The sequence below is a fragment of the Methylobacterium sp. E-065 genome, from assembly GCF_022829605.1.
Lineage (GTDB): Bacteria > Pseudomonadota > Alphaproteobacteria > Rhizobiales > Beijerinckiaceae > Methylobacterium.
In genome coordinates this window covers 1-26,394 of the sequence record NZ_JAKSYD010000171.1, presented here as the reverse complement: position 1 = coordinate 26,394, position 26,394 = coordinate 1, and the positions used below count along the sequence as shown (strand labels likewise).

28 protein-coding genes are annotated in these 26,394 nt (G+C 66.8%); 18 read left to right on the top strand and 10 right to left on the bottom strand.

Going from position 1 to position 26,394, the window contains the following annotated elements; translation table 11 throughout:
* Window positions 1-100: 100 nt before the first annotated feature.
* Together MKK84_RS21640 and MKK84_RS21635 are read right to left on the bottom strand one after the other, a co-directional pair.
* On the bottom strand, window positions 101-433 hold the full coding sequence (locus MKK84_RS21640; protein ID WP_243923464.1) for a hypothetical protein: 333 nt from the start codon (window positions 431-433) through the stop codon (window positions 101-103).
* Window positions 434-619: 186 nt separating this feature from the next.
* Entirely contained in the window at window positions 620-1,756 is a 1,137-nt protein-coding gene (locus MKK84_RS21635) for an alpha/beta hydrolase (protein WP_243923463.1), read from the bottom strand.
* Window positions 1,757-1,956: 200 nt separating this feature from the next.
* Here MKK84_RS21635 and MKK84_RS21630 point away from each other — a divergent pair, with 200 nt between their 5' ends.
* The gene (locus tag MKK84_RS21630) at window positions 1,957-2,166 is read left to right on the top strand and encodes a hypothetical protein (protein ID WP_243923461.1); all 210 of its coding nucleotides are present in this window, start codon (window positions 1,957-1,959) and stop codon (window positions 2,164-2,166) included.
* Between the two features lie 57 nt (window positions 2,167-2,223).
* Here the strand turns inward: MKK84_RS21630 and msrA are convergent, their stop codons facing one another.
* Together msrA and MKK84_RS21620 are read right to left on the bottom strand one after the other, a co-directional pair.
* The gene (msrA, locus tag MKK84_RS21625) at window positions 2,224-2,742 is read right to left on the bottom strand and encodes a peptide-methionine (S)-S-oxide reductase MsrA (protein WP_243923459.1); all 519 of its coding nucleotides are present in this window, start codon (window positions 2,740-2,742) and stop codon (window positions 2,224-2,226) included.
* A 293-nt stretch (window positions 2,743-3,035) separates the two neighbouring features.
* A complete protein-coding gene (locus MKK84_RS21620) occupies window positions 3,036-3,500 on the bottom strand; it encodes a MarR family winged helix-turn-helix transcriptional regulator (protein WP_243923449.1) in 465 nt (154 codons plus the stop codon).
* A 237-nt stretch (window positions 3,501-3,737) separates the two neighbouring features.
* Here MKK84_RS21620 and MKK84_RS21615 point away from each other — a divergent pair, with 237 nt between their 5' ends.
* The 7 genes from MKK84_RS21615 to MKK84_RS21585 all read left to right on the top strand — a co-directional run bounded on the left by MKK84_RS21615 (window position 3,738) and on the right by MKK84_RS21585 (window position 11,804).
* Window positions 3,738-4,136: an MAPEG family protein gene (locus tag MKK84_RS21615; protein ID WP_243923447.1), complete on the top strand. Its 399-nt coding sequence runs from the start codon at window positions 3,738-3,740 to the stop codon at window positions 4,134-4,136.
* 120 nt (window positions 4,137-4,256) lie between these two features.
* Entirely contained in the window at window positions 4,257-5,132 is an 876-nt protein-coding gene (locus tag MKK84_RS21610; protein WP_243923445.1) for an STAS domain-containing protein, read from the top strand.
* Window positions 5,133-5,136: 4 nt separating this feature from the next.
* On the top strand, window positions 5,137-5,538 hold the full coding sequence (locus MKK84_RS21605) for an STAS domain-containing protein (protein ID WP_243923443.1): 402 nt from the start codon (window positions 5,137-5,139) through the stop codon (window positions 5,536-5,538).
* Entirely contained in the window at window positions 5,519-5,923 is a 405-nt protein-coding gene (locus tag MKK84_RS21600) for an anti-sigma regulatory factor (RefSeq protein ID WP_243923441.1), read from the top strand. The genes MKK84_RS21605 and MKK84_RS21600 overlap by 20 nt, the downstream gene beginning before the upstream one ends.
* A 2-nt stretch (window positions 5,924-5,925) precedes the next feature.
* Window positions 5,926-6,921 carry an ATP-binding SpoIIE family protein phosphatase gene (locus tag MKK84_RS21595; RefSeq protein ID WP_243923439.1) on the top strand — a complete coding sequence of 332 codons (996 nt, stop codon included), beginning with the start codon at window positions 5,926-5,928 and terminating at the stop codon, window positions 6,919-6,921.
* A complete protein-coding gene (locus tag MKK84_RS21590; protein WP_243923437.1) occupies window positions 6,918-8,819 on the top strand; it encodes an ATP-binding protein in 1,902 nt (633 codons plus the stop codon). Before MKK84_RS21595 ends, MKK84_RS21590 begins: the two co-directional genes overlap by 4 nt.
* An 84-nt stretch (window positions 8,820-8,903) precedes the next feature.
* Window positions 8,904-11,804: a PAS domain S-box protein gene (locus MKK84_RS21585; protein WP_409566533.1), complete on the top strand. Its 2,901-nt coding sequence runs from the start codon at window positions 8,904-8,906 to the stop codon at window positions 11,802-11,804.
* A gap of 153 nt (window positions 11,805-11,957) precedes the next feature.
* Here MKK84_RS21585 and MKK84_RS21580 read toward each other — a convergent pair whose 3' ends face one another.
* The 4 genes from MKK84_RS21580 to MKK84_RS21565 all read right to left on the bottom strand — a co-directional run bounded on the left by MKK84_RS21580 (window position 11,958) and on the right by MKK84_RS21565 (window position 14,302).
* Complete coding sequence (locus MKK84_RS21580) at window positions 11,958-12,395, bottom strand: hypothetical protein (protein ID WP_243923433.1); 438 nt, start codon at window positions 12,393-12,395, stop codon at window positions 11,958-11,960.
* Between the two features lie 78 nt (window positions 12,396-12,473).
* Window positions 12,474-12,890 (bottom strand): ester cyclase, encoded by a 417-nt coding sequence (locus tag MKK84_RS21575; RefSeq protein WP_243923431.1) that lies wholly within the window; start codon window positions 12,888-12,890, stop codon window positions 12,474-12,476.
* Window positions 12,891-12,914: 24 nt separating this feature from the next.
* On the bottom strand, window positions 12,915-13,211 hold the full coding sequence (locus MKK84_RS21570) for a hypothetical protein (protein WP_243923429.1): 297 nt from the start codon (window positions 13,209-13,211) through the stop codon (window positions 12,915-12,917).
* A 20-nt stretch (window positions 13,212-13,231) separates the two neighbouring features.
* Window positions 13,232-14,302 carry a catalase family protein gene (locus tag MKK84_RS21565; RefSeq protein ID WP_243923427.1) on the bottom strand — a complete coding sequence of 357 codons (1,071 nt, stop codon included), beginning with the start codon at window positions 14,300-14,302 and terminating at the stop codon, window positions 13,232-13,234.
* A gap of 167 nt (window positions 14,303-14,469) precedes the next feature.
* Here MKK84_RS21565 and MKK84_RS21560 point away from each other — a divergent pair, with 167 nt between their 5' ends.
* From MKK84_RS21560 to MKK84_RS21545, 4 genes are all read left to right on the top strand, one after another.
* The gene (locus MKK84_RS21560) at window positions 14,470-15,039 is read left to right on the top strand and encodes a type 1 glutamine amidotransferase domain-containing protein (protein ID WP_243923425.1); all 570 of its coding nucleotides are present in this window, start codon (window positions 14,470-14,472) and stop codon (window positions 15,037-15,039) included.
* A gap of 76 nt (window positions 15,040-15,115) precedes the next feature.
* Window positions 15,116-16,198 carry a catalase family protein gene (locus MKK84_RS21555; protein WP_243923423.1) on the top strand — a complete coding sequence of 361 codons (1,083 nt, stop codon included), beginning with the start codon at window positions 15,116-15,118 and terminating at the stop codon, window positions 16,196-16,198.
* 51 nt (window positions 16,199-16,249) lie between these two features.
* A complete protein-coding gene (locus tag MKK84_RS21550; RefSeq protein ID WP_243923421.1) occupies window positions 16,250-17,161 on the top strand; it encodes an alpha/beta fold hydrolase in 912 nt (303 codons plus the stop codon).
* A complete protein-coding gene (locus MKK84_RS21545) occupies window positions 17,154-18,041 on the top strand; it encodes an alpha/beta fold hydrolase (RefSeq protein ID WP_243923420.1) in 888 nt (295 codons plus the stop codon). The genes MKK84_RS21550 and MKK84_RS21545 overlap by 8 nt, the downstream gene beginning before the upstream one ends.
* A 21-nt stretch (window positions 18,042-18,062) precedes the next feature.
* On the opposite strand, the gene MKK84_RS21540 is transcribed toward MKK84_RS21545, so the two are convergent.
* Window positions 18,063-18,863 carry an SDR family NAD(P)-dependent oxidoreductase gene (locus tag MKK84_RS21540; RefSeq protein ID WP_243923418.1) on the bottom strand — a complete coding sequence of 267 codons (801 nt, stop codon included), beginning with the start codon at window positions 18,861-18,863 and terminating at the stop codon, window positions 18,063-18,065.
* Between the two features lie 279 nt (window positions 18,864-19,142).
* Between MKK84_RS21540 and MKK84_RS21535 the strand changes: the two genes are divergently transcribed.
* The 5 genes from MKK84_RS21535 to MKK84_RS21515 all read left to right on the top strand — a co-directional run bounded on the left by MKK84_RS21535 (window position 19,143) and on the right by MKK84_RS21515 (window position 23,907).
* Entirely contained in the window at window positions 19,143-20,318 is a 1,176-nt protein-coding gene (locus MKK84_RS21535; protein WP_243923416.1) for a zinc-dependent alcohol dehydrogenase, read from the top strand.
* Between the two features lie 80 nt (window positions 20,319-20,398).
* Window positions 20,399-21,205 carry an SDR family NAD(P)-dependent oxidoreductase gene (locus MKK84_RS21530; protein WP_243923413.1) on the top strand — a complete coding sequence of 269 codons (807 nt, stop codon included), beginning with the start codon at window positions 20,399-20,401 and terminating at the stop codon, window positions 21,203-21,205.
* 148 nt (window positions 21,206-21,353) lie between these two features.
* Complete coding sequence (locus tag MKK84_RS21525) at window positions 21,354-23,138, top strand: glycoside hydrolase family 15 protein (protein WP_243923411.1); 1,785 nt, start codon at window positions 21,354-21,356, stop codon at window positions 23,136-23,138.
* A 280-nt stretch (window positions 23,139-23,418) separates the two neighbouring features.
* Entirely contained in the window at window positions 23,419-23,559 is a 141-nt protein-coding gene (locus MKK84_RS21520) for a hypothetical protein (RefSeq protein WP_243923409.1), read from the top strand.
* Between the two features lie 33 nt (window positions 23,560-23,592).
* The gene (locus tag MKK84_RS21515) at window positions 23,593-23,907 is read left to right on the top strand and encodes a hypothetical protein (RefSeq protein WP_243923407.1); all 315 of its coding nucleotides are present in this window, start codon (window positions 23,593-23,595) and stop codon (window positions 23,905-23,907) included.
* A gap of 570 nt (window positions 23,908-24,477) precedes the next feature.
* On the opposite strand, the gene MKK84_RS21510 is transcribed toward MKK84_RS21515, so the two are convergent.
* Window positions 24,478-25,245, bottom strand: a complete 768-nt coding sequence (locus MKK84_RS21510; protein ID WP_243923405.1) for an MBL fold metallo-hydrolase — start codon at window positions 25,243-25,245, stop codon at window positions 24,478-24,480.
* A 30-nt stretch (window positions 25,246-25,275) separates the two neighbouring features.
* Between MKK84_RS21510 and MKK84_RS21505 the strand changes: the two genes are divergently transcribed.
* Window positions 25,276-26,379, top strand: a complete 1,104-nt coding sequence (locus MKK84_RS21505; protein ID WP_243923403.1) for an IS5 family transposase — start codon at window positions 25,276-25,278, stop codon at window positions 26,377-26,379.
* The last annotated feature ends 15 nt before the right edge of the window (window positions 26,380-26,394 follow it).

Below are 26,394 nucleotides of genomic sequence, written 5' to 3'. Positions count from 1 at the left end.
CTTTGCGACCGTCTCCACGACCAACATCCCGCGCAAGCCTCCCGTTCGAGCCGGAAGGCATTGTGGATGACTTGTCCTGGGGGTCCCGTTTGGACGCCGATCACCCCGAGAACGGGGTCCTTATTCCACGCCTAATCACATCCTCGTGCGGGGGCAGGACCTTCATCATGTCGAGCACCGCTCGCTTCCGATCCGAGGAGGCGGTCAGGCCCTGCATGGCGAGCAGTTCGTCGAGGCATCCCGACAGCACGGATTGGAAGGGCGCAAAGGTGTTCGTGGCCGCCAGGGCGAAGGTGTCCCGCAGGCCGGCGGTGTAGAGGACGTCCAGCGCGAGCGATGGCAGGCCCAGCGCCATCAGCGCGGGCCGCATCGGCTCCATGCTGAACACCGTGCCGATGATGTCGAAGGCGACGACCTTGGGGCGGCTGGGCATGGCGGCTCCGATATCGACGGGCGTGCGGGTTTCGGCGCTGTCAGGCTGGCGTCGAAGGGATCAGGGTCCGCTGCGAGGAGGCGAGCCATTCGTGTTTCGTGCGGAACGGACGCGGGCCGACCTCGGGAAAGGTCGGCCCGCGACGATGGCTCGGACGTGCCGGTCATCTATCCGGCTGGCGTCGGATCACTTGGCGCCGGTCGAGCCGGTCGCAGTGCCGCCGAAGGCTGCCTTGAGGTCGCCGATCACGGCCGTCTCTGCCTCCTTGGCCTTGGCCACGACGTTGCCCATGCCGAAGAACTCGTGGGTCACGCCGGGATAATCCCTGTAGGTGACCTGCCCGCCGGCCGCCTTGATCTTGTCCGCCAGCATCTTACCGTCGTCGTGCAGCGGGTCGATCTGCGCGGTCACCACCGTGAACGGCGGCAGGCCCTTAAGGTCGGCCTTGCCGACGATGTCGAGCCGCGGATCGGCGCGGTCGGCGTCGTTGCGGACGGTCTGGTCGTAGAACCAGGCCATCATCGGCTTGTCGAGGGGCTTGGCCGAGGCGTTGTCCTTGTAGGACTGCGTGTCGAGGTTGGTGCTGGCCATCGGATAGACGGCCACGACCTGGACGGGCTTCTCGACGTTCCCGTCGCGGGCCATGATGGCCACGTTGGTCACGAGGTTACCGCCGGCGCTCTCGCCGAGCAGGGCGACCTTGGACGGGTCGCCGCCGAAGGACTTGGCGTTGGCCAGCGCCCACTTGTAGGCGGCGAAGGCGTCGTCCTGCTGGGCAGGGAACTTGGCCTCGGGGGCATGACGGTACTCGACCGAGACCACGACCGCCTTGGCGCCCTTGGCGATGGCGCGCGGCGTCGCGTCGTAGGTGTCGAGGTCGGCGATCACGAAGCCGCCGCCGTGGTAGTAGACCACGACCGGAAGCGGACTGGTGACGCCATCGGGGGTGTAGATCCGAACCGGCTGGGTGCCGCCCGAAGTCTCGTACGACATGTCCTTCGTGGTGACGCCCGGCTCCGGCGCCGTGGGCTTGCCCTGCTCCTTGAGAAGCTCCTTGACGCCGTCTGCGGCGCTCGGCTGCTTGCGGGCTTCCTGGGCGGAGAGCTTCGGGATCAGCTTCGGATCGAGCTTCTTCATCGCGTCGAGCACGTGCTTCATGTCGACGTCCAGATTCGCCATCGGCGAGCCGGTCACGGTCGAGACGGCACCGTCGAAATGGTCCTTCATCGTCGGCTGCGCCTGGGCCCAGGCCGAGGTGGTAGCGAGGAAGGTCGTACCGGCGACAAGGGTGGCGACGCAGGCGGTCTTGGTACGAACGAGCATGAAATATCCCGGGCAGTGAATCTGATCGCCCCTGGAATGGGGCGACCCTCGACGGAGGCAACCACGACTGTGGCCCGGCGTTCCCGGCGTCGATTGTCCCGGACGGGCAGCCTGGAGGTCTCCGCGACGCCCCGGAACCGGGTCCGGGGGTCGGACCTTGGCCTTCCGCGCCGGCGCCCCGTCCGGCAACGAGGAACGCCATGTCGAGCGATACCGAGAAACACCACGCCCTGCTCAGCGCGCTCAAGGCCGCCATGGGCAAGGGCGACGGCTCCTTCGAGCAGGCTGTCACCAACGCCTTCGAGCACGTCTTCGAGCACCTGGGCCGACTGAAATCCCACGTCTCGACCGGCGGTCACGACAACGAGGATCGCCCCCTGGAAGACGGGGAGTCCGCGACCCTCAGGTAGGCGACGCCTGATCGAGAGGGTATCGACCTCCGAAACCGCCGATACCCTCGAATGCCATCAAGCGTCCTGCGGGACCGGGGAGCGTGCCGGCAACACCCAACCCGGCCTGATGAAGTGGCAGGTGTATCCGTCGGGGCGACGCTCCAGGTAATCCTGGTGCTCGGGCTCGGCCTCCCAGAACGGGCCGACGGGCGCGACCTCCGTGACCACCTTGCCCGGCCAAAGACCGGAGGCATGGACGTCGGCGATGGTATCCTCGGCAATCCGCCTCTGCTCGTCGTTGACGTAATAGATCGCCGACCGGTAGCTCAGGCCGCGGTCGTTGCCCTGCCGGTTCGGCGTTGTCGGGTCGTGGATCTGGAAGAAGAACTCCAGCATGCGCCGGAAGCTCGTCCTGTTCGGGTCGTAGGTGATCTCGATGGCCTCGGCGTGGGTGCCGTGGTTGCGGTAGGTCGCGTCTGGCACGTCGCCGCCGGTGTACCCGACGCGGGTCGATACCACGCCTACCTGGCGCCGGATCAGGTCCTGCATGCCCCAGAAGCACCCGCCCGCCAGCACCGCCCTCTCGTCGCTCATCCTTGCCGCTCCATACGTGTGAGACGCCCCTCGGTCTTCAAATGGAACCCGGGAGGCAGTTTTCCCCTGTTCGGGCACGATTTTCGATTTGGGTCCATGGGCTCGCGTGAGGGTCGGGGACGCCCTCGAAAGCAACCTTTACGGAACGGGAAATCGCCACCTCCCGGACGCATCTCGAAGTCGGTGTCCGAGAGCTTCGCCAAGATCGGCCAGGTCAGGGCGCTGTTGGGAGAACCAGGGCTACGCTTGTTATGCGCGCATCTGAGGCCTCCCCGTTTCGTCCGGCGGGTCGTCTAAGAAGGTTCGTCCACCGTCACGGCACCGGCGGCGGCGATGCGTTCGCTGAGATCCTTCAGTTCCTGACGCAGATCGGCGAGCTCGCGGTCGGCCAGCCCCGTCCGGCAGACGACGGATTGCTGCGCGGCCGAGACATCAGCCTCAAGGTGGAAACCAACGTCGGTAAGGGCGACGAGCACGACGCGCCGGTCGGCGCCGCGGGTACGCGTGACGAAACCGGCCGCCTCCAGCTTGTCGACGAGCGGGGTCACGGCGTTGGACCCGAGTTGCAGCCGCTCGGCCAAGGCATGGATTGCCGTCGTACCGTCCTGCCATAGGGCAAGCATCACGAGGTACTGCGGATAGGTCAGGCCGAGCTCGGCGAGCATCGGACGATAGGCACGCACCAACGCGTTGGTCGCTGCGTAGAGCGCGAAGCAGAGCTGGTCGTCCAACCGCAGTCTGGACTTCTTCGAACCCATAGCTCAAATTCCGTTCAGGTCTGGATGATCCACGCGTGAACGAATGTGTCAAGCGGTGGAGGTTCCAGGTCTCGTGCCGGTCAATCTGACGGGACCCCGATTAAGGGTCCATCGTCGAGGGGAAACGCCATGGGGAAGATCCTGATCGTGGCCCTTACTGTCGCGGCCCTTTCCGCCACGTCCGCGCTCGCGGTCGACCATGCCGCGATCAATCACGATGCCCCATAAGGAAAGCCGATGATCTATCCCGCCCTGACCGCCTCCTACGCCGGCCTGTTCGCGCTCATCTACGTCGGCCTTTCGGCCTGGGTCATGGCGAGCCGCGTCACCTCGGACACCCTGCACGGCGACGGCGGCAACGAGGGGCTGGAGAAGCGCATCCGGACCCAGGGCAACTTCGGCGAGTACGTGCCGCTCGCCCTGATCCTCGTGGCCCTCGTCGAGGCGGGCGGCGGCGGACCGACGCTGGTGCGGACGCTCCTGATCGTCCTCCTTGTCGGCCGTGTCCTGCATCCGTTCGGGATGTTCGCCGCCAAGAACTCGCCCGTGCAGTTCGCCTGCCGCGGCGGGGGCATCCTCGCCACCCTCGGCGTCATGGCCGTTGCCGCCGTCACCCTGTTGCTGCGGGCCACCTGAGCATCTCCGGAATCCCGAAGGCCAGGAACAACCTGACTTGGCAGGGTCCACCGCGCCGATGACGCCTATCGACCGCACGCCGACCAGGATAGACGCTTAGCTACGACGAAGGATGACGGAATGACCATGGACGGGACGGAGGTCCTCACGAGGACCGTGACGGAGGATGAGGCCACGATCCTCGACGGCTGGACCGGGGCGCTGAGGGAAAGCGCTTCCCTTCAGGGCGGCCGCATCCGCGAGGCCGAGCTCCAGACCCAGGCCAAGGCCGTGCTCGGTCAGTTCCGTGATGCCCTCGTCGCGGGCGGCCTCGACGCCGACGGCGAGAGTTACGCCCCGTTGCGGGAAACCCTCGCCGACATCTCCCGCTCGCGGGCGATCCAAGGGTTCACCCCGACAGACACGGCCAACTTCGTGTTCTCGCTCAAGGAGCCCGTCTTCGAGGCTCTGAGGCTGAAGTCCGGCGCTGACGCTTCCGCCCAAGCGGCCGGGATGTGGGCGGGAGGCAAGGTGATCGACCGTCTCGGGCTCCAGACTATGGAGGTCTTCCTGGCCAGCCGCGAGGAGGTGATCGGGCGGCAGGGGCAGGAGATCGCCGAGCTCTCGACGCCGGTGGTCCGGCTCTGGGACGGCATCCTGGCGCTTCCGCTGATCGGGACCCTCGACAGCGCCCGCACCGGCGTCGTGATGGAGAACCTCTTGCAGGCCATCGTCGACGAGGAAGCCGAGATCGCGATCATCGACATCACCGGCGTGCCGACCGTCGACACCCTGGTGGCGCAGCACCTGCTCAAGACCGTCGCCGCCGCTCGGTTGATGGGCGCCGACTGCATCGTCTCCGGCATCCGGCCGCAGATCGCCCAGACCATGGTGCACCTCGGGGTCGAGCTGAACGTCGTTTCGAAGGCGACGCTGGCGGACGCCTTCGCCGTCGCCCTGAGGCGGACCGGCCGCAAGGTGGTGCGCCAGCAGGTTCCGACAGAGGGGCGCGGCTGAACCCATGGACCGCATCCCGATCCTCAAGCTGGGCGGCGCCCTCATCGTCACCATCCAGGTCGACATGCACGACCGCCTCGCGCTCGCCCTGGAGGAGGACCTGACGGCGATGATCGCGCGCACCGGCGCGCGCGGCGTGCTCATCGAGATCTCGGCGCTGGAGATCGTCGATTCCTTCATCGGCCGCATGCTGGTGAGCATCGCCGCGGTCTCGCGGGTCCTCGACGCCGAGACGGTCGTTGCCGGGATGCGCCCGGCGGTGGCCATTACGCTGGTCGAGCTCGGCCTTGAACTGACCGGTATCAAGACCGCCCTGAACGTCGAGCGGGGCATGTCGCTGATCCAGGCGCGGCTGGCCGAGGAAGAGGACGGGCACGGGAGCGACCGTGACCATCACGAAGGCTGAGACGCTCCCGATCCGATCCGGCGACGACGTGGTGCGCGTGCGCCAGCGGGTGCGTGCACTCGCCATTGAGATCGGCCTCGGCCTCGTCGACCAGACCAAGATCGTCACCGCGGCGAGCGAGCTCGCACGCAATACCCTCGACTACGGCGGGGGCGGCGACGTGCGCACCGAGATCGTCCAGGCCGGGACTCGCAAGGGCCTTCGCCTCATCTTCGAGGACCAGGGTCCGGGCATCGCCGACATCGAGCAGGCGATGACCGACCACTACACCTCGGGCGGCGGCCTCGGGCTTGGTCTGGGTGGAGCCAAGCGGCTCTCGAACGAGTTCCATATCGAGTCGACGCCCGGGGCAGGCACGCGCGTGACCATCGCGCGCTGGAAGTAGCCATGGACCGGGTCACCGTCACCGAAGCGAGCCAGGTCTCCGAGGCGCGACGGCGCGCGGTGGCGATTGCGCAGTCCATCGGCTTCGACGAGACCGCGGCGGGTCGGGTCGCCATCGTGGTGACCGAGCTATCCACCAACATCGTCAAGTACGGCGTGCAGGGCGAGATCCTCGTCGGGACCTATGAGGACGGGACGGGGACCGGGCTGGAGATCCTCGCCCTCGACAAGGGAGCTGGTTTTCCGGACCTCGCCTCGGCCCTGCGCGACGGCCACTCCACCGGCGGCAGCGCCGGCGAGGGTCTGGGCGCCGTGCGTCGCCTGTCCGACGCCTTCGACATCGCCTCGCGCCCGGGCTCGGGCACGGCGGTGGTGGTGCGCCTGGCCGGCATCCGGCCTAGTTCGTCGGATGCGGTGCCGGCCTTCGGGGCGGTCACCGTCCCGCTGAAGGGCGAGACCGCCAACGGGGATGCTTACGCGGTGCGTGAGCGGGCGGACGGCTGGACCGCCATCGTGGCGGACGGCCTCGGCCACGGCCCGGAGGCGGCCAAGGCGTCCGAGGAGGCCATGCGGATATTCCGGCGCCATCAAGACGCCCCACCGGGCACCATCCTCTCCGCCGTCCATGCCGGTCTCACGCATACCCGGGGCGGGGCGGTGTCCGTCGCGCGCTACGATAGGGATCGAGCCAACCTTTCGCTCGCGGGCATCGGCAACGTCGGCGGGGCAATCGTCTCCGGCATGGCGACCAAACGCACGGTCAGCCTCGCCGGAACGGCCGGGCACGCGGCTCGACGCATCCAGGAGTTCGAGTACCCGATGCGGCCGAACGACCTGTTTGTCCTGTGCTCGGACGGGATCGCGACCGGCTTCTCCATCGATGGCTATCCCGGCCTCGCCAGGGCGCATCCGACGCTTGTCGCCGGCGTGGTCTATCGCGACTTCGCCCGGGCGCGGGACGACGCCACCGTGCTCGTCGTCCGGGGCGACGCGGCATGAGGTGGCCGCTGCTCGCCAGCCAGGTCGAACACGAGGACGACATCGTCACGGTGCGCCAGCGCGTGCGCCGGCTGGCCGAGCATCTCGGCTTCGGCGTGCAGGACCAGACCCGCATCGCCACGGCGGTGTCCGAGATCGCGCGCAACGCCTACGGCTACGCTGGCGGCGGCCGTGTCGAGTACGGGCTCGACGAGGCGAACGGCAGCCAGACCCTGGTGATCCGCATCGTCGACCGGGGGCCGGGCATTCCTCACCTCGACGAGATCCTTGAAGGGCGCTACCGCTCGACCACCGGGCTCGGCATCGGCATCACCGGGTCACGCCGCCTGATGGACCGTTTCGAGATCGAATCCGAGGTCGGACGCGGTACGCTCGTGACGTTCGGGATGCTGTTGCCATACGGCTCCCGGTCCTTCTCGGGCCGTACGCTGACCACGATGGCCGAGGACGTCGCCCGGGCCCGCACAGACGAGCCCGCGACCGCCCTGCGCGAGCAGAACCGCGAGCTCTTGCGCAGCCTCGCAGAACTCGCCGAACGCCAGGAGGAGGCCCAGCGCCTTAACCGCGAGCTCACCGAGACGAACCGGGGCGTCGTCGCTCTCCACGCCGAGTTGGAGGCACAAGCAACCCTCCTGCGCGAGGCGGGCGTCTCCCTGGAGACCCAGGTCGCCGCGCGGACGGAGGAGCTCGCCCAAGCGAATACCCGACTTCTGGCCGAGGCGGTCGAGCGCGAGCGGATGGAGCAGAACCTGCGCCAAGCGCAGAAAATGGAGGCGGTCGGGCAATTGACCGGGGGCGTGGCGCACGATTTCAACAACCTGCTGACGGTGATCAAATCTTCCACCGATCTGCTCAAGCGTCCGAACCTTCCCGAGGATCGGCGTGCCCGGTATGTCGGCGCGATCTCCGACACCGTGGACCGGGCCGCCAAGCTCACGGGCCAACTGCTCGCCTTCGCGCGCCGTCAGGCATTGAAACCCGAGGTGTTCGCAGCCTGCGACAGCGTGCGGGCCATCGGCGACATGATGGGAACGCTCACCGGCTCGCGCATCGAGATCATCACGGACCTGCCCGAGGAGCCCTGCTTCATCGACGCCGACCCGAGCCAGTTCGACACCGCGCTCGTCAACATGGCGGTCAACGCGCGCGATGCCATGGATGGCCAGGGCCGGCTCTTGATCCGCGTGTGGCCGGTCGAGGCGATGCCGGCGATGCGGGGCCACGCCGCCGTCCCGGGTGCGTTCGCCGCGGTGTCGATCAGCGACACCGGCAGCGGCATCCCGGAGGACCGCTTGGAGAAGATCTTCGAGCCGTTCTTCACCACTAAGGGCGTCGGCCAGGGCACGGGGCTGGGATTGTCCCAGGTCTTCGGCTTCGCCAAGCAGTCGGGCGGCGAGGTGACGGTCGAGAGCGAGGTCGGGAGGGGAACCACCTTCACCCTCTACCTGCCTCGCGTGGCCGAGATGGGGATATCCTCGGACGTGGCTGAACCCGAGCCGCTGATGGACGGGCACGGCACCTGCGTGCTCGTGGTCGAGGACAATGCGGAGGTGGGTACCTTCGCGGTCCAGACGCTGACCGACCTCGGCTATGTCACCGTGCTGGCGACCAACGCCGAGGAGGCATTGGCCGAGCTCGCCAGGGATGCCGACCGCTTCGACGTGGTGTTCTCCGACGTGGTCATGCCGGGCATGAACGGCATCGACCTCGCGCACCGCATCCGCGAGCAGCACCATGACCTGCCGGTGCTGCTGGCTTCGGGCTACAGCCACGTGCTCGCCAAGAACGGGACCTACGGGTTCGAGCTCCTGCACAAGCCCTACTCGGTCGAGGAGCTCTCGCGTCTGCTGCGCAAGGTCGCGACCTGGCAGCGCCGAAGGCGTAACCTGAGCGACTAGGGCGGCACACCCAAATCAGGGACATGGGTTCGGGAAGAGAATCGTGAGCGGATGTAGGGTCGTGAGATCATCCATGGTTTCGAGATGCGTGGCGTGATGTCCGGACATGCCGTAGGTCGCCCCCCGCAATCTTACCCAGACGCGAGTGCGCTTCCGTCGGACGTGCTTCACCGCTCCGTCTTCGAAAGCGCCGTCGACTTCGCCATGATCGCCACCGGCCTCGAAGGTCGGGTCGTCGCCTGGAACGTCGGGGCCGAGCGCGTGCTCGGCTGGTCCGCGTCAGAGATGACCGGGGAGCTTGTGGACCGGTTCTTCACGCCCGAGGACCGCGCCGATGGCCGCCCGTCCGTCGAGATGTGCCTTTCGCTGGCGCAGGGCCGGGCGGACGACGAGCGCTGGCACCTCCGCAAGGACGGGAGCATGTTCTGGGCGAGCGGCGAGATGATGCCGCTCAGGGACGCCTCCGGCGAGCACATCGGGTTCCTCAAGATCCTGCGCGACCGTACGGAGGCGCGCGAGGTCGGCGAAGCCTTGCGCGAAGCCGAGACGCGGCGCGCCACCCTGTTGGAGCTGACCGATAGGCTGCGGGACATCGTCGATCCGGCCGACCTCAGCTACGTCGCATGCGAGGTTCTTGGGACCGCCCTGGGCGTGAGCCGGGTCGGGTACGGCATCATCGACACGGCCTCCGAAACCATCACCATCGAGCGCGACTGGAACGCTCCTGGCATCCGGAGCCTAGCCGGCGTGCTGCACTTCCGCGACTACGGATCGTACATCGAGGACCTGAAGCGGGGCGAGACCGCCATCGTCCCGGATGCCGTGCATGACCCTCGCACGCGCGATAATGCCGAAGCCCTGGAGGCTCTCAGCGCCAGGTCCTTAGTAAATATGCCAGTAGTAGAGCAGGGGGCGTTCGTGGCCCTGTTCTACGTCAATGACGCTACCGCCCGGTCTTGGAGCGCGGGCGAGGTCGCCTTGATGCGGGAAGTCGCCGAGCGCGTGCGAAGCGCGACGGAGCGCCTCCGCTCCGAGCGAGCCCTACGCGAGAGCGAGGAGCAGTTTCGTATCTTCGCACAGGCCGTCCCCAATCAGGTCTGGGCGGCCCGACCGGACGGCTACCTCTACTGGTTCAACGAGCAGGCCTACGCCTATAGCGGCAACCTGCCAGGTTCGATGGACGGCACGACGGAATGGGGGCGCATCGTTCATCCCAATGACCTCGATGCGGCGGGCGAGGCCTGGGCGCGGTCGCTGGCCACGGGAGCGGTGTACGAGACTGAGTTCCGCATCCGCCGCGCCGACGGGGCCTACCGCTGGTTCCTGGTCCGTGCCGAGCCGGTCCGCACATCCGATGGCGGCATCACCCACTGGGTCGGCACCAACACCGACATCGACGATAGGCGGCGCCAGGCGGCCGAGCTCGCCGACCTGAACGCCACCCTGGAAAGGCAGGTCGCCGAACGCACCACCGACCGCAACGCCCTGTGGCAACTTTCGACCGACATCATGCTCCGCTGCGGCTTCGATGGCCGCATCGTCGCGACCAACCCGGCCTGGATGACGATGCTGGGATGGCGCGAGGACGAGCTCGCCGGCACGTCGCTGTTCGACCTTCTCCACCCAGACGACGTCGAGAAGACCATCGAAGGCGCGAGCAACTCGGCCGATGGGAAATCGTTTGCCCGCTTCGAGAACCGCTACCGCCACAGGGACGGAAGCTATCGCTGGATCTCGTGGTCGACCCGTCCCGACGACCGCCTGATCAACGCGGTCGGTCGCGACATCACGGCTGAGCGGGAGCAGGCAGAGGCGTTGCGCCGGGCCGAGGAGCAGCTTCGGCAGTCCCAGAAGATGGAAGCCGTTGGGCAGTTGACGGGAGGTTTGGCGCACGACTTCAACAACCTCCTCGCCGGGATATCGGGCAGCCTGGAGCTGCTGCAGACTCGGATGAGCCAGGGTCGGCTCACCGAGATCGACCGCTACGTCAACGCCGCCCAGGGCGCCTCGAAACGGGCCGCCGCGCTGACCCACCGCCTCTTAGCCTTCTCGCGACGACAGACCCTCGATCCGAAGCCGACCGACGTGAACAAGCTGATCGGTGGGATGGAGGAGCTCGTCCGCCGCACGGTGGGGCCCTCGGTCCACATCGAGGTGGTCGGCGCGTCCGGGCTGTGGCCGGCGCTGGTCGATCCACCCCAGCTTGAGAATGCTCTGCTCAACCTCTGCATCAACGCCCGCGACGCGATGCCTGACGGCGGTCGCATCACCATCGAGACCGCCAACAAGTGGCTCGACGAACACGGCGCGAAGGAGCGCGACCTGCCACCGGGCCAGTACCTCTCGCTCTGTGTCACGGATACCGGGACCGGGATGCCGACCGAGGTCATCGAGCGCGCTTTCGATCCCTTCTTCACCACCAAGCCCATAGGCCAGGGCACCGGCCTCGGGTTGTCGATGATCTATGGGTTCGTGCGCCAGTCCGGCGGACAGGTGCGGATCTACTCCGAGGTCGGCGAGGGCACGACCATGTGCCTCTATCTCCCCCGGCACTACGGCGAGGCCGAGCAGGCCGACGTGATGGCTTCCCTCTGCGATGCGCCCCGTGCCGCGCAGGGCCAGACGGTGCTGATCGTCGATGATGAGCCCACCGTCCGGATGCTGGTGACCGAGGTGCTGGAGGATCTTGGCTACACCGCCATCGAGGCAGCGGACAGCCCGGCCGGGCTCAAGGTCTTGCAATCGGATTGTCGCATCGACCTGCTGGTCACCGACGTCGGCCTGCCGGGCGGCATGAACGGGCGCCAGATGGCCGACGCCGGCCGTGTGTCTCGACCGGATCTAAAGGTCCTGTTCATCACCGGCTACGCCGAGAACGCGGTGGTCGGGAATGGCCATCTCGAACCCGGCATGGCGGTGCTGACCAAGCCGTTCGTGATGGAGGCGCTGGCCACCCGCATCAGGGACCTGATCGCGGGCCCGTGACAGCTGCCGCACCAACATACTGGTGCCGTTTCCGTGTCGATGAAGCGAAAGTCTGCGGGGTCACCGCGGCCTGAGGAACGCCGCGGTGACCTTGCGCGGGATTCTGTAAATCTGCCAACACGCTCGCCCGTGGTCGGCGAACGTCAGACGACCTCAGTTCTCGTCGGCACCCGTCGGTAGCGAACGGCGTTCGGCAGCCCGGTGCCGCACGGCGGCGCTCATCGAGGGCCCATTCGCCGGGGCCGATGCGACACCGGGAGCGGAGGGCAGCATTGCGGCACCAGCGGCGACGAACCCGGCCAGCGTACGAAGGTCGTCCGGCTGGCGGGGATCGTTGGCGATCAGGTCGGCCTCGTGCTCCAGGCGGGCATTGCAAGCCGGTGAGGCAAGCGCACCCGTTGGCGTGCAGGCGTCGTGCCGAGCGCAGGCTGCATCGAGGGCATCGATGGGGGCAGCGGGGGCGTTGTTGCCGGGGCCGCAGTAATTGCCATGGATGAGCATGCTCGCGTGGCGGGTCGCTTGGCCGTCCTGCGCGACGGCTGGCAGTGCGATCCCCAGGGCAAGAATGAAAGGTACCGTGAATCGGAACATAGCTTCGCGAGTCTCTCGTTAAGTCGTGTGAGCCTTGTCGGTGGCGTGAGGTCGGTCGGATGGGGGCAATTCGGGATCTCAGGCGTCGACGGTGCCGATCTGTTTGAGCATCGTCAGGTTGTCCATGAGCGCCCAGTGCTCAGCCAGCCTGCCGTCCGCGACGCGGAAATAGTCCATCACCACGATGTCGACCGCCTTGCCGGTGGCGGGGATGCCCTGAAACTCGCCGGTGTGCCGCCCCTGGAAACGCAGGCGGGCCAGCACGCGGTCGCCTTCCGCGATGACCTCGTCGACGGGCATCTCGATATCGGATAGGCCACCGTGCAGCACCTCGGCGAGCTTGCGAATGCCGGCCGGTCCACGCACCTCGAAGTCGAGGCTCGGATCGTGGCGCACGAAGTCGGGCGCGATGAACCGGTCCCACCACGCCTCGTCCCGGTCACGGAACGCTACGAAGTACGCCCTCACCAGATCCTTGTTCGATTCCGTCGACATCGTTTTCTCCCGACCGGCGTCGCCTCAGCGCGCCTCGACCTTGATGCAGGTGAAGGCGACCGGGAGGGCCTTGCCACCGTCGGCCTTTTTCGTGAACGAGGCGGCGTTGGCGGTGGTCGAGGCGATGGCGTGCTCGACATCCGGACTGTCGACCGGCAGCACGTAGTCCTGGCCGCTCTCCATGCCCTTGGTCGGGTCGAACACCAGGATGGTGACGTTGTAAGGCTTCAGCTCAGTCTTCATGGTTTCTCCTGCTTGGAGTTGCGTGGATCCGATGACGGCGAGCGCCGCCAGGACCGTGCCCGAGATGAGGCCGCGCATCGTCTCCTCCGTTCTCAGCGTCAGGCACCCGGCTCGTGGATCGGGCAGCCGTTGAAGCGCTGGCGGAACTCGGCAGAATGCTTGTAGGGGGCGTTGCGGGCGCGATTGATGTTGCCCAGGGGCCGGTGGGCGGCGAGCCCGGTCCAGATCGAGAAACGCATCTCCTCGTTCACGGCATGGACGCGGGCCTCGTCCCAGCTGTCCTGGGGTCGGGCGGTGATCAGGCCGACCCGTTGGAACGGCGCCTCCTCCTCGTCCCACTCCACGGTCGGGTCCTCGACGGGCTGGCGTTCGAGGTCGCGGCAGAGTTGTACCCGGAACTCCCAGACGCCCTCGATGCCTTGCATCTCGGATTGCACCGTCTCGCGGATCGCGTCCGGGCGGCCGGAGGCGTCGATCTTGTTGCCCGTGAGTGCCGTCAGCCCCGGAGCGACGGGTGCCACCGAGAACTTGGCGATGTGGTCGCCATACCGGAACGGCGTGACGCTGTAGTAGGTCTCGCCAAGAGGATCGACGTTCGGCGCGCCGCCGAGCGAGCCGATGGTCGAGCTTTCGATCCCGACCATTCCGAGCACCTCGTTGACGTCGCGCAGCACCGCGGAGGCGGCGACCTTCAGGCTTTCGACCCGGTCGGTGGTCTTGGCGAGCATCTTGAGGCTGCCCAGGAATTTCTTGGCGTTCGGCGCCTGGAAGACCTTGCCGTTGACGAAGATGAAGTTCTGGGTCGTACCCTCGGCATCGGGCAGGCGCTCGCCGTCGACGTCCAGGACCTTCAGGGCGAGGCCGCGCGGCAGCGAGACGGCGTCCGGCAGGATGTCGCCTGCGTTGGTCGAGAGCCGCAGATAGACCCTATGTTCGCCGGGCTTCGCAAACAGCCCCTGGGCTAGCTCGGGTGGCAGGCTAGGGTCGATCTTTAGGGTACCTTCCAGGATGCCGTGCGCCTTGGCATGGACGGACCTGACCGCATGCCCCGAGTCGATGGCGACCCTCTGCAGGATGGTGTCGAAGGTTTCGTTCAAACCCTCGATGGTCTGCCCCTCATCGGGCTTCACATCCTCGACGTCGGGGCTGTAGCGGACAGGCGCTTGCAAGGCTCAGGACTCCATTTCTCTGCAATTCGAAAATGAACCTCCTTCGCCGTTCTCCGTTCCATCACGCGTGAATGAATTGCCGGAACGTCGTTTCGAGCAGCGGCTTGTCGGGGCGTCGCTCGCCCTAACGAAGCCGCACTCGATCCGGCCCGCAACAGGAGAAAACCATGAGCCTGCAAGGTAAGAAGATCGCCATCCTGATCGCCCCGCGCGGGACCGAGGAGCCGGAATTCGTCCAGCCGCGCGATGCGGTGACGAAGGCCGGTGCGAGCGTCACCGTGATCGGGATTGAGGCCGGCGAGGCCGAGACGGTCAACAACGACTTGGACCCGGCCGGCCGCTACGCCGTCGACGCGACCATCGAGGGCGCCTCGGCCTCCGAGTACGACGGTCTCGTCATCCCGGGCGGCTGCGTCGGCGCCGACAAGCTCCGGGCGAGTAAGGCGGTGGTCGCGCTCGTCCGGGACTTCTTCGCCCAGGGCAAGCCTGTCGGCGTGATCTGCCACGGGCCGTGGACGCTGGTGGAGGCGGACGTCGTGAAGGGCCGCACCCTGACCTCGTTCCCGACGCTGCAGACCGACATCCGGAACGCCGGTGGCACCTGGGTCGACCAGGAGGTCGTCACGGACAAGGGACTCGTCACAAGCCGCAACCCGAAGGACCTGCCGGCCTTCTGCGCCAAGATCGTCGAGGAGTTCGCCGAGGGCCGCCATCCCGACCAGGCCCGCAGCGTCTGAGAGCGGTCCTTCCAGGGGCCGGTCGCACAATCCGCGGCCGGCCCGCGTTGCCCCTCATCAATTCCGCGAGGTGACCATGACCTACCTTCGATACGCACCCGGCATCGAGAAGCCCGCCGAGGGCGAGCAAGCGACGATTGACGGCATCATCCAGGGGATGACGCAGCAATCGCAGACGGTCGAGGCCCGCGAGCACCATGCCATGCGCGCCAGCCACGCGAAGAGTTCGGCCTGCGTCATCGGTGAGTTGAAGATCGCCGCCGGTCTGCCGCCCGAACTGGCGCAAGGGCTGTTCGCCACCCCCGGCACCCACCCCGTGGCGGTTCGCTTCGCTCAGGGTCCGGGCGAGACCCTGGGCGACCGGGTCTCGACCCATCGCGGCATGTCCATCAAGGTGTTCGACGTTCCCGGCGAGAAGCTGCCCGGCCACGCCGTCGATACCCAGGACTTCGTCCTCGCGACCGGGACCACCTTCCCCTCGGGTACGGCGGCCGGGTTCCTGCGCGACGGCACGGTCATCGGCAAGTCGACCGGGCTGCCGGAGGGGGTCAAGAGCGCGGTCTCCTCGACCATGCGCAACCTCAATCGTGCCCTGCACGCCTTCGGGACGGAGAGTGCGCTCGCCGACTTCTTCGGCCATCCCTACAGCCATCCCCTGGCCGACAGCTACTTCAGCCAAGCGCCGGTCCGCTACGGCGACTACGTCGCCAAGCTCGGGGCCGTACCGTCGACGGAAAGCCAGCGCGCCCTGTCCGAATGGCGCCTCGACCCGCACCAGGACGAGGACGGCTTCCGCCATGCGACGGTCGCCTTCTTCCGAGACCACGAGGTGGTGTTCGAGTTGAAGGCGCAGCTCTGGGCCGACGCCGAGCGGCAGCCCATCGAGGACGCCTCGGTCGACTGGCCCGTCTCGATTAGCCCCTACCGCACCGTCGCGACGCTGCGCCTGCCGCGCCAGGATGCCTACGCACCGGACCGGGTTCGCTACTTCGACGAGGTGATGACCTTCCGTCCTGCCCACAGTCTCGCGACGCATCGGCCGCTCGGCTCCGTGATGCGCGCTCGGCTCCAGGTCTACCAAGCCCTGAGCGCCTTCCGCCATCGCGAGAACGGCGTGGCGGAGGAGGATACCGGAAGCATCGACCGGATCCCGACCTAGGACCGGCGTTTCGGACGCCGGTGAGCATAGCCCTGCCAAAGGAGGCTTCGCGTGAGCGAGCAACAGGTCAAAACCACGCTCCTGGATGTGAACGTCGACGTGGCGGGGCCGGCGGACGGACCTATCGTCCTTCTGCTCCATGGCTGGCCGGACGACGCCACGACCTGGACGAACGTGGCCGGGCATCTGAATGAGGCGGGCTTCCGCACGGTGACGCCGGAGTTGAGGGGCTTCGGCGGCACCCGCTTCCGTTCGGCAGACACGCCGCGCACAGGTAATTCGGGAATCCTGGCCCACGATGCCATCGATCTCATGGACGCCCTCGGGGTCGAGACCTTCATGGTCGCCGGCCATGACTGGGGCTCGAACGCCGCCGAGGCCATGGCGGTCGGCTGGCCCGGGCGTGTGACCCGCATGGCGATGCTCTCGACCCCGTCGCGGCTCGGCGGCATGCCGACCCCGCCGTTCCCGCAGTGCCAGCGCCAGTGGTACCACTGGTTCCAGGCGACCAAGCGCGGCCAGGACGCCGTGCGGGCCGATCCCAAGGGGTTCGGCCGCATCATGTGGGACAATTGGAGCCCGCCCGGCTGGTACGAAGATGCGACGTTCGAGGCGGTCGCCGCGTCCTGGGAGAACCCGGACTTCGTCGACGTCACGTTGCACTCCTACCAAGCGCGCTGGGACGAGGCCGAACCCGACCCGCGCTCGGCCGAGCTTGAGGCGAAGGTGAAGGCGACCAAGACCCTGTCGACGCCGACCCTCTACATCCAGGGCGCGGTCGACGGCGTGAACCCACCGGAAGCCAGCAAGGGCGTGCCCGCGAAGTTCACGGGCCCCTTCGCGTTCATCACCCTGGACGGGGTGGGCCACTTCGCCCCGCGGGAGGCCCCGGATGCCGTCGCGGCGGCGCTCATCCGGCATTTCCAGTCAGCGACGGGCAACGAGGGAAGCGTTGATGCGTGAGGTATGGGACGGCGCAGCGGTCGAGTGGGATTCGGTCAAGATCGAACCCGGCATGCGCCTGCACTACGGTGTCGCGGGCGAAGGCGAGCGCGTGGTCGTGCTCGTCCACGGGTACCCCGAGACGGCCTACGCGTGGCGTCGCGTCGTCCCGCTCCTCGTCCAGGCCGGCCTGCGCGTCGTGGTCCCGAACTATCGCGGCGCGGGCGGGTCCTCGAAGCCCCCGGGAGGGTACGACAAGCATACGATGGCCGGCGACCTGCACGCGTTGCTCTACGGCCATCTCGGACTGACGCAGCCGGTCACGATGGTCGGGCACGACATCGGCATGATGGTCGCCTATGCCTTCGCCCGCCGCTACCCGAACCTGACCGAGCGGCTCGTCGTGATGGAGGCGCCGCTACCGGGCACCGATGCCTACCAGACGGCGCTGGCCGACACCGACCGGCTATGGCACTTCCAGTTCCACCGTGCCCCGGACGTGCCCGAGCTTCTGACCGCGGGCCGGGAGCAGCTTTACCTGGAGCGCTTCTACCAGGATCTCGCCTACGACACGGAGGCCATCGGCCCGGACGCGATCCAGCGTTACGTGCGTGCCTTCTCGCGGCCGGGCGCCATGCGGGCCGGGTTCGAGCTCTACAGGGCCTTCCCGGCCGACGACGCGCACAACCGGGCCGAGGTGAAGCGCGACGGGAAGCTCACGATGCCGGTGCTGGCGATGGCGGGCGTGCAAAGCGCCTTCGCCCCGTTCTCCGAGGCGATGATGCGGGAAGTCGCGAAGGACGTGACATTCCGAACGGTCGAGCGGGCGAACCACTGGATACCGGAGGAAAACGCCGAGGGTCTCGTCAAGGAGATCCTCGGCTTCGTCGGCCCGCAGTGACAGAAGCGGGGTCGGGGAGGGTCAGTTGGCGGAGCCGGGCTTGGAGAAGGCGCGGTGCGCGGCTGCCACAAGAGGCTCGGGCAGCGCCTCCGCCACCGCGCTCATGACCTTGTTCTTCACCGTCGGCACGACCTTGTCCTTCTCAGCTTGAAGCGCCTCGAAGGCTGCCTTCGCCACCACGGCGGGATCGTCCTTGGCTTCCATCGCGCCCGCCTTGGTGTCGAGCATCTCGGCGCGATTGAAGAAGTTCGTGTCGGTCACCCCTGGCATCAGGATCGTCACGCCGACGCCGGTGTCCTTGAGTTCGCTGCGCAGCGACTCGCCGAACCAGCGCAGGAACACCTTCGTCGAGCCGTAGATGGCTTCGAACGGATCGGGCATGGACGCCTCGACCGAGGAGGTGAAGAGCAGCTTGCCGCTGCCTCTCGCCACCATGTCCTTGAGGACGGGTTTGGTGAGCTGAACCGCCCCGCGGACGTTCAGGTCGATCATCTTCAGTTCGCGCTGGAGGTCGGTCTCAACGAAGGGACCACCCAAGCCGACGCCGGCGTTGACGCAGAGCACGTCCACGGGACGCCCGAGCGACCTGATCGCCGCGACGAGGCTTTCGACGCCGTCCTCGCGCGAAAGGTCGGAGGCATGCGTCGTGACCTCCGCGCCGTCCGTCGCGAGGCGCCCGGCGGCCGTCGTCAGGTGCCCGGCATCCTGGGCGGCGATGAGGACGTCAAAACCGTTCGTGACGAACTGGTGGGCGAGTTCGAAGCCGATGCCGTTCGAGCCGCCGGTCACGACGGCGAAGGGGCGGGTGGATGTCTCTGTCATGCGGTTCTCCTGTCGCCACGGCCAACATGAGCCCTACTGGTCGGGTTCCTGGGATCACCACCAGGCCGATGCGGTGCCGATCCAGTCGAAAGTGAAGCGGAAGACCTCGGGGGTGGGCGTTACAACCGACCGATAGGAACGACCGATGACGGTGGTCCTGCGGGGTATTCGTGAGAGGGCGCCTCGGAACCGGCAGACGCAAACGAGGATTTCCACAGGCTGCCCTGCGAGGCCTTGCCAGCCCGCCAAGATGCGTCTCGGCCCTCTCGGAGATCGACGATGAAAGCACTGTGTTGGCACGGCAAGAACGACATCCGTTGCGACACGGTGCCGGACCCGATCATCGAGGACCCGCGCGACGTCGTCATCAAGGTGACGTCGTGCGCCATCTGCGGCTCGGACCTCCACCTCATGGACGGGCTTATGCCGACCATGAAGTCCGGCGACGTCCTCGGCCACGAGTTCATGGGTGAAGTCGTCGAGGTTGGCGGAGCTCACAAAAAGTTCAAGAAGGGCGACCGCATCGTCGTGCCCTTCAACATCAACTGCGGCGAGTGCCGCCAGTGCAAGCTCGGGAACTACTCTGTCTGCGAGCGTTCGAACCGAAATGCCAAGATGGCTGCCGAGCAGTTCGGCTACACCACCGCCGGCCTATTCGGGTACTCGCACCTCACCGGTGGCTACGCCGGGGGCCAGGCCGAGTACGTGCGCGTGCCGATGGCCGACGTCGCGCCGATGCTGGTGCCGGAGGGCATGGACGATGAATCCGTCCTGTTCCTCACCGATATCCTGCCCACCGGATGGCAGGGCGCCGAGCACTGCGAGATCAAGGGCGGCGAGATCATCGCGGTCTGGGGCGCCGGCCCGGTCGGCTTGTTCGCGATCCAGTCGGCAAAGATCATGGGTGCCGAGCGCATCATCGCCATCGAGACGGTGCCGGAGCGCATCGCCATGGCCAGGAAGGCAGGCGCCACCGATATCATCGACTTCATGCAGGAGGACGTGTTCGAACGGATCAAGGAGATCAGCAAGGGCCAGGGCGCCGACGGTGTCATCGACTGCGTCGGCATGGAAGCATCGTCCGGCCACGGCGGCTTCACCGGCGCGCTCGCGACCATCCAGGAGAAGCTGACCTCGACCGAGCGGCCGTATGTCCTGGCGGAAGCCATCAAGGCGGTACGGCCCTGCGGCATCGTCTCGGTACCCGGCGTCTACGGCGGGCCGGTGCCGATTAACATGGGCTCGGTCGTCCAGAAGGGTCTGACCATCAAGAGCGGTCAGACCCACGTGAAGCGCTACCTGGAGACGCTGACCAAGCTGATCCAGGAGGGGAAGATCGACACGACGTCGATGATCACCCATCGCTCGACGAACCTCGCCGATGGACCGGACCTCTACAAGACCTTCAAGGAGAAGAAGGATGGCTGCGTGAAGGTGGTCTTCCACCCGAACTGACTTGATGCCGGCCATGGCCACGCATCGATCCAGGGCGACCCTCGCCCTGGCAATTCCTTGATCTCGACGGAATGGCACAGATGGATCTCGGCATCAGCGGGCGGGTCGCCGTCGTCACGGGCGGCGACTCTGGCATGGGTTTCAAGACGGCGGAGTTCCTCCTGCGGGAAGGGGTGAAGGTCGTCCTCACCGACATCGACGACACGCAATTGCAGAAGGCCGCGTCCGAGCTTGCCGCGTACGGCGAGGTCCGGGCCGTGGCGGCCGATCTGAGCGGCATGAAGGGCGTCGAAGTGCTCGCCGCTTTTGCCAACATGGCCTTCGACGACAAGCCGACGATCCTGGTCTGCGCCGCCGGCATCACCGGCGCATCCGGTGACTTCCTCGAACTCACCGACGACGACTGGCTAGAGGCGATCCAGACCGACTTGATGGCGGGCGTACGCGCGACCCGCGCCTTCATTCCGCACATGCGCAAGGCGGGCTGGGGCCGGGTCGTGCTGTTCTCATCCGAGGACGCCGTTCAGCCCTACGTCGAGGAACTGCCCTATGCGGCCGCCAAGGCCGGCGTCCTGAACCTCGCCAAGGGCCTGTCGAAAGCCTACGGGCCGGACGGCGTGCTGGTGAATGCGGTCGGACCCGCTTTCATCGCCACGCCGATGACCGACGCTCAGATGGAGAAGAAGTCGAAGGAGAAGGGTATCACCTTCGACGAGGCGATCCAGCAGACGCTGGATGAGGAGCGCCCCGGCATGGTCGCCAAGCGACGCGGCAAGGCCGAGGAGGTCGCCGCCGCCGTCGTCTTCCTCTGCTCGGAGCACGCCAGCTTCATCACCGGCGAGTTCCTGCGCGTCGATGGCGGTTCCGTCATGACGATGGGCGCTTGACGATCCGTAGACCCATCGCATCCAATTCAACCCTTCCGGCGCGAAGGCACGCCGGCTTCCCGACAGAGACCGGAGCAGTCCAAACGATGGCCAGGTCGAGCGACGTCACCGGCGAGGTCATCGGGGCGACCGGCGGCGATCACCTACCTTGAGCGAGACCGCGATCCGCAACGGCGACGCGCTTCCACTCGGGCAGTATGCCGCCCTGGGCGACGGGCGAAGCGTCGCCCTCGTCGGGGCCGACGGCTCGGTCGATTGGTGGTGCGTCCCCAACATGGACAGCACGGCCCTGTTCGACCGAATGCTCGATCCGGAACAGGGCGGTCGCTTCTCCGTGACGCCCGTCGAGCCTTTCACCGTCGAACGTCGCTACCGGCCGGACAGCAACGTCCTGGAGCAGACCTTCTCGACGGTGAGCGGCAAGGCTCGCGTCACGGACTCCCTCAACAGCGGCATCTCCGGACGCCTGCCCTGGAGCGAGCTGGCGCGCCGGATCGAGGGCCTCGAAGGAAGCGTCGGGTTCCGGATCGAGATGCGTCCTGGGCGTCGACGCAACCACGCCAGTCCCTGGCGGGAAGGAAGCCCTCACGGGGACGTCCTGCACGTCGACGGCGTGATCGCGGCTTTTCGGGCCGACGACAGCGTGACACGCACGGTCGAGGATGACCGTCGGGTCGTCGCGGAACTGACCACCACCCCCGGCTCGCGGGCAACGGTTGCGGTTCTGGCCTCCGCCAACGAGCCCCTGATCCTGCCGCCTCTGGCAAGCATCGACGGGCGCATCGACCGCTCGGACCAAGCCTGGTGCGAGTGGTCCGGCAACCTGACCTTCGAAGGGCGCTACCGTGCCGAGGTCCGGCGGAGCGCCCTTGCGCTCAAGCTGCTTCTGTTCTCGCCCACCGGCGCCATCGCCGCAGCCGCCACCACGTCGCTGCCCGAGCGCATCGGCGGCGACAAGAACTACGACTACCGCTACGCCTGGATCCGCGACGTCGCCTACTCGATCAAGGCGTTCCTGCGGGTCGGAGCCATCGAGGAAGCCAAGGCCGGGTTCTCCTGGCTCACGGCAACGATCCGCCGGCATCCCGGGCGCCCCCGGGTGATGTATCGCCTCGACGGCTCGCTCGCCCCGGGGGAAGAGACGCTCGATCTCGCAGGCTATGCCGGCAGCCAGCCGGTCAAGGTCGGCAACGATGCCCGCGACCAAATCCAGCTTGGCGTCTACGGCGACATCCTGGAGACGGCGGCGCTGTTCGTCGAGCAGGGCCATGTCCTCGATCTCGTGACCAGGCGCCTGCTCGCCGACCTGACCGACCAGTGCGCCGACTTCTGGCATCGGAAGGATGCCGGCATCTGGGAGCTGAAGCAGGACGAGCATTACACGATGTCGAAGATGGGTTGCTGGACCGCCCTCGACCGCGCCGTCACCCTAGCCCGTAAGGGGCAGATCGAGACCAGTCATTCGTCGCGGTGGGAGCGCGAGCGCGACCGCATCCGCGACTGGATCGATGCCGAGTGCTGGTCCGAGGCGAAGCAATCCTACACCCTCCATGCCGGAACCGACCGACTGGACGCAGCCCTGCTGCTGGCGACCCGCTTCGGTTTCGAGCGCAAGGACAGGCTTGCCGCGACACGGGAAGCGGTCAGGCGCGAACTCTGCCGCGGGCCCCTGGTCTATCGGTATTCCGGCATGGAAGTCGAGGAGGGCAGCTTCACCGCCTGCGGCTTCTGGCTGGTCGAGGCGTTCGCGCTGCTTGGGGACCGGGACGCCGCCGTGAGGCAGATGGACGGCATGATCGAGGCCTGCGGCGGAAACCTGGGCCTCCTGACCGAGCAGGTCGATCCGGGCAACGGCGCCATGCTCGGTAACATGCCCCAGGCGCTCAGCCATCTCGCCCTGATTCATGCGGCGATGGCCATCGATCAGAGCTGAAACGACGATAAAACCAAGCGGTCGCGGCCAGGTTCATCCTGGAACCGCTCTCATCAGAATGACAACGTTACCGACACGCGTCCGCCCATCCGCTACCACGACGGCATCGAGGTGCCAGCCCCCGACGACGCCGTGACCATCGAGCAGATCATCGCCTCGATAACCCGTGAGAGCGAGAAGACGTCCGACCGCTACGGTCATGCGGTGCGCGCCTCGCACGCCAAGGTCAGCGGCGTGGCCATCGGCGAGATGGAGATCCTGTCAAACCTTCCACCGGAGCATGCGCCAGGGCCTGTTCGCGCATGCCGGCACCCACCCGGTCGTGGTGCGGTTAGTCCAAGGCCCGGGTGAGTACCTCAAGGACAGCGTCTCGCCCCACAGCGGCATGGCCATCAAGGTGTTCGGCGTCGAGGGCGAGTAGCTGCCCGGGCACGACGCCTCGACCCAGGACTTCGTGTTCGCTACCGGCCCGGTCTTCCCGAACCCAGACGCCGAGGGTTTCCTCGGCGGCATGAAGCAGCTTGAGGCCGGCACGAGTGCGCCCGAGGCGGTAAAGGCCGCGGTCTCGGGGGCGGCTCAGGTGCCAGCGCTCATCATCGGCGCGACCATGTTCCAGCGACAGGAGCATCTCCGTGCCGGCGCGGTCGACGGCGATGTCCTCGGGCGTGAAGATACGCTCCAGCCTGCGCCTGCACATCTCCTCGGCCGGACAGCCCAGGATGCGCTCGGCCCTGACGTTCCAGTTCGTCGCCACGAAGCAGCCCCGTAACAGGTTCTAAACTTCAACGAGGCCACTCCCTGTTCGAAGCGGCCTCGTGAAACCTAAGGTTAAATTATACGGAACTTTGGTCCCGAGAGCGGATCATTGCGCCCGAGATCAATCAGCAGCATGCTTCCTGAGTGGATGCGGCATCGTCAATTCCAATCAGAAACTTGATGTCGAGCTTGAGCGCCAACGGTCGCTGAATTTTTTGCATCCCGTCAATCTTCGAGTAAGCGTCAGCTTTTTATATTTTGAGGCCGAAAGCAGACAGGCAGGAATCCACCCACGCCAGCCGTATGACCAACCCTCGACACTTTCCGAAAGCAGCCATTCGTCAGCCGTCTGGCAACTTCGGCTCGGGGTGTAGGCTGTGTGAAAATGCTGGGCCGCCCCGAAAACTTAGAAAAATCTTCTACACGGTAGGCATACAATCATCATGCATGGCGGCTCAGATGCCATTGGAACATCTGTTCCAGCGCTGCCCAGGGAGTTCGAGGGAAAATCCTTCCGCTATCCCCGCGTTTTCACACAGCCTCGGTGGGAAGCGGACATCTGAACGTCGCGGCTGGGTCGCCTTCACCGTCGTGTCGCGGCTCGCTGGAGTTGGGCGGAAGCGTCCTTCACAATCGACTTGCCATGTCCGAAGCAAACCGCGTCGGGTGTCAGCGCCGCCAGCTTACGTTGGCTGCGGCGTCCCTCCGCCTCGTCTTCGAACCCGATCGGATCGCCCGCGCCGAGGATGTTGATGAACACGTCACCCGCGATCAGCAGCCGCGTCCCCTGCCACAGAAGCCCCACCTGACCGGCGCAGTGTCCCGGAGCGTGGATCACCCGCAGGCCACCTGCGAGTGGTAGCGTCTCGCCATCGGCGATGTGCTGGTCGATCCGGAACGGCTCCGTGCGCTCGTTCTGGTCGAAGACGATGCGGAGCATGATGTTACGGATCAGGCCGGGCGCTGGCTTCATGGGCCGGAACGGCCCACCGCTCTGGACCATGGGCACGTCGGCGGCATGCATGTAGGTCCGCGCCCCGGTCGCGCGGATGATGGGGACAGCGCTGCCGATGTGATCGGGGTGTCCATGGGTGAAGACGAGGTGCTTCAAATCACTCGGCTTGCGACCGAGCTTGGCCACCGCATCAAGGACCTTGTCCGCTTTGCCGGGGAACCCTGCGTCAATCAGCACAAGTTCCGGTCCCGCATCGAGCAGCACCGCGTTGGCGTTGCCCATCGGCACGAGGTAAGCGCCTTCGATGAGCTTCGTGAATGCCATGGACCAACCCGCTTGCTGCTCTAGCAGGCTGCTGCAAAAGTCGCTGGCGGCTTGTCTGGTGAGATGATTCACTCTGTCGGGGAGATCGGCGGGGTTTGAGCGATGCGCGGGCGTGAAGAGGGATCGGCCAACCTGTTCAGCTACGTCCGGCTTGAGGACCGTGTGCCGGCCGACCACCCGCTGCGACCGATCCGGGCCTTGGCCGACGAAGTGCTGGCCGGGCTGAACGCGCGCTTCGAGGGCTTGTACTCGGGCCTGGGTCGGCCCTCGATCCCGCCTGAGATGCTGCTGCGCGCCACGCTGTTGCAGGCGTTCTTCTCGGTGCGCTCCGAGCGGATGCTGATGGAGCAGATCGACTACAACCTGCTGTTCCGGTGGTTCGTGGGGCTAGAGATCGATGCCGCCGTCTGGCACCCGACGGTGTTCACGCATAACCGCGACCGGCTGATGGCGACCGAGGTGGCGCGCGCCTTCCTGGCGGGTCTGCTAGCTCTCAAGCCGGTCAAGCGGCTGTTGTCGAGCGACCACTTCTCGGTGGACGGCACGCTGATCGAAGCCTGGGCGTCGATGAAAAGCTTCCGGCCCAAGGACGGCTCGGGCGAGCCCCCGGGTCCGGGCCGCAACGGCGAGCGCGACTTCCGCCAGGAGAAGCGTTCGAACGAGAGCCACGCCTCGACCACCGATCCGGACGCACGGCTCTACCGCAAGGCGGCCGGCCAGGAGAGCCGGCTGTGCTACCTTGGGCATGCGCTGATGGAGAACCGCAACGGCCTCGTGGTGGACGCCTGCCTGACCCACGCCACCGGCACTGCCGAGCGGGAGGCCGCCCTGACCATGCTGGACCGCCGGGAGCGCCGGCACCGGATCACGCTGGGCGCGGATAAGGCCTACGATGTCCAGGCCTTTGTCGGCGACCTGCGGGTGCGGCGGGTAAGCCCGCACATCGCCGTCAACGGGGCGGTGTCGAAGACCGGCAAACCGCGCAAGACCGCCCTTGATGGGCGCACGACGCGCCATGCTGGCTACGCGGTCAGCCTGCGCTGCCGCAAACGGATCGAGGAGGTGTTCGGCTGGATCAAGGCGCAGGCCGGGTTCAGGAAGGTCAAGCTGCGGGGACGGGCCAAGGTCGAGGCACTGATTACTTTCGCGGCCGCCGCCTACAATCTCGTACGGCTGCCCAAACTCATCGCCTTGTCAGCGGCCTGACCGGGCGACACCGCC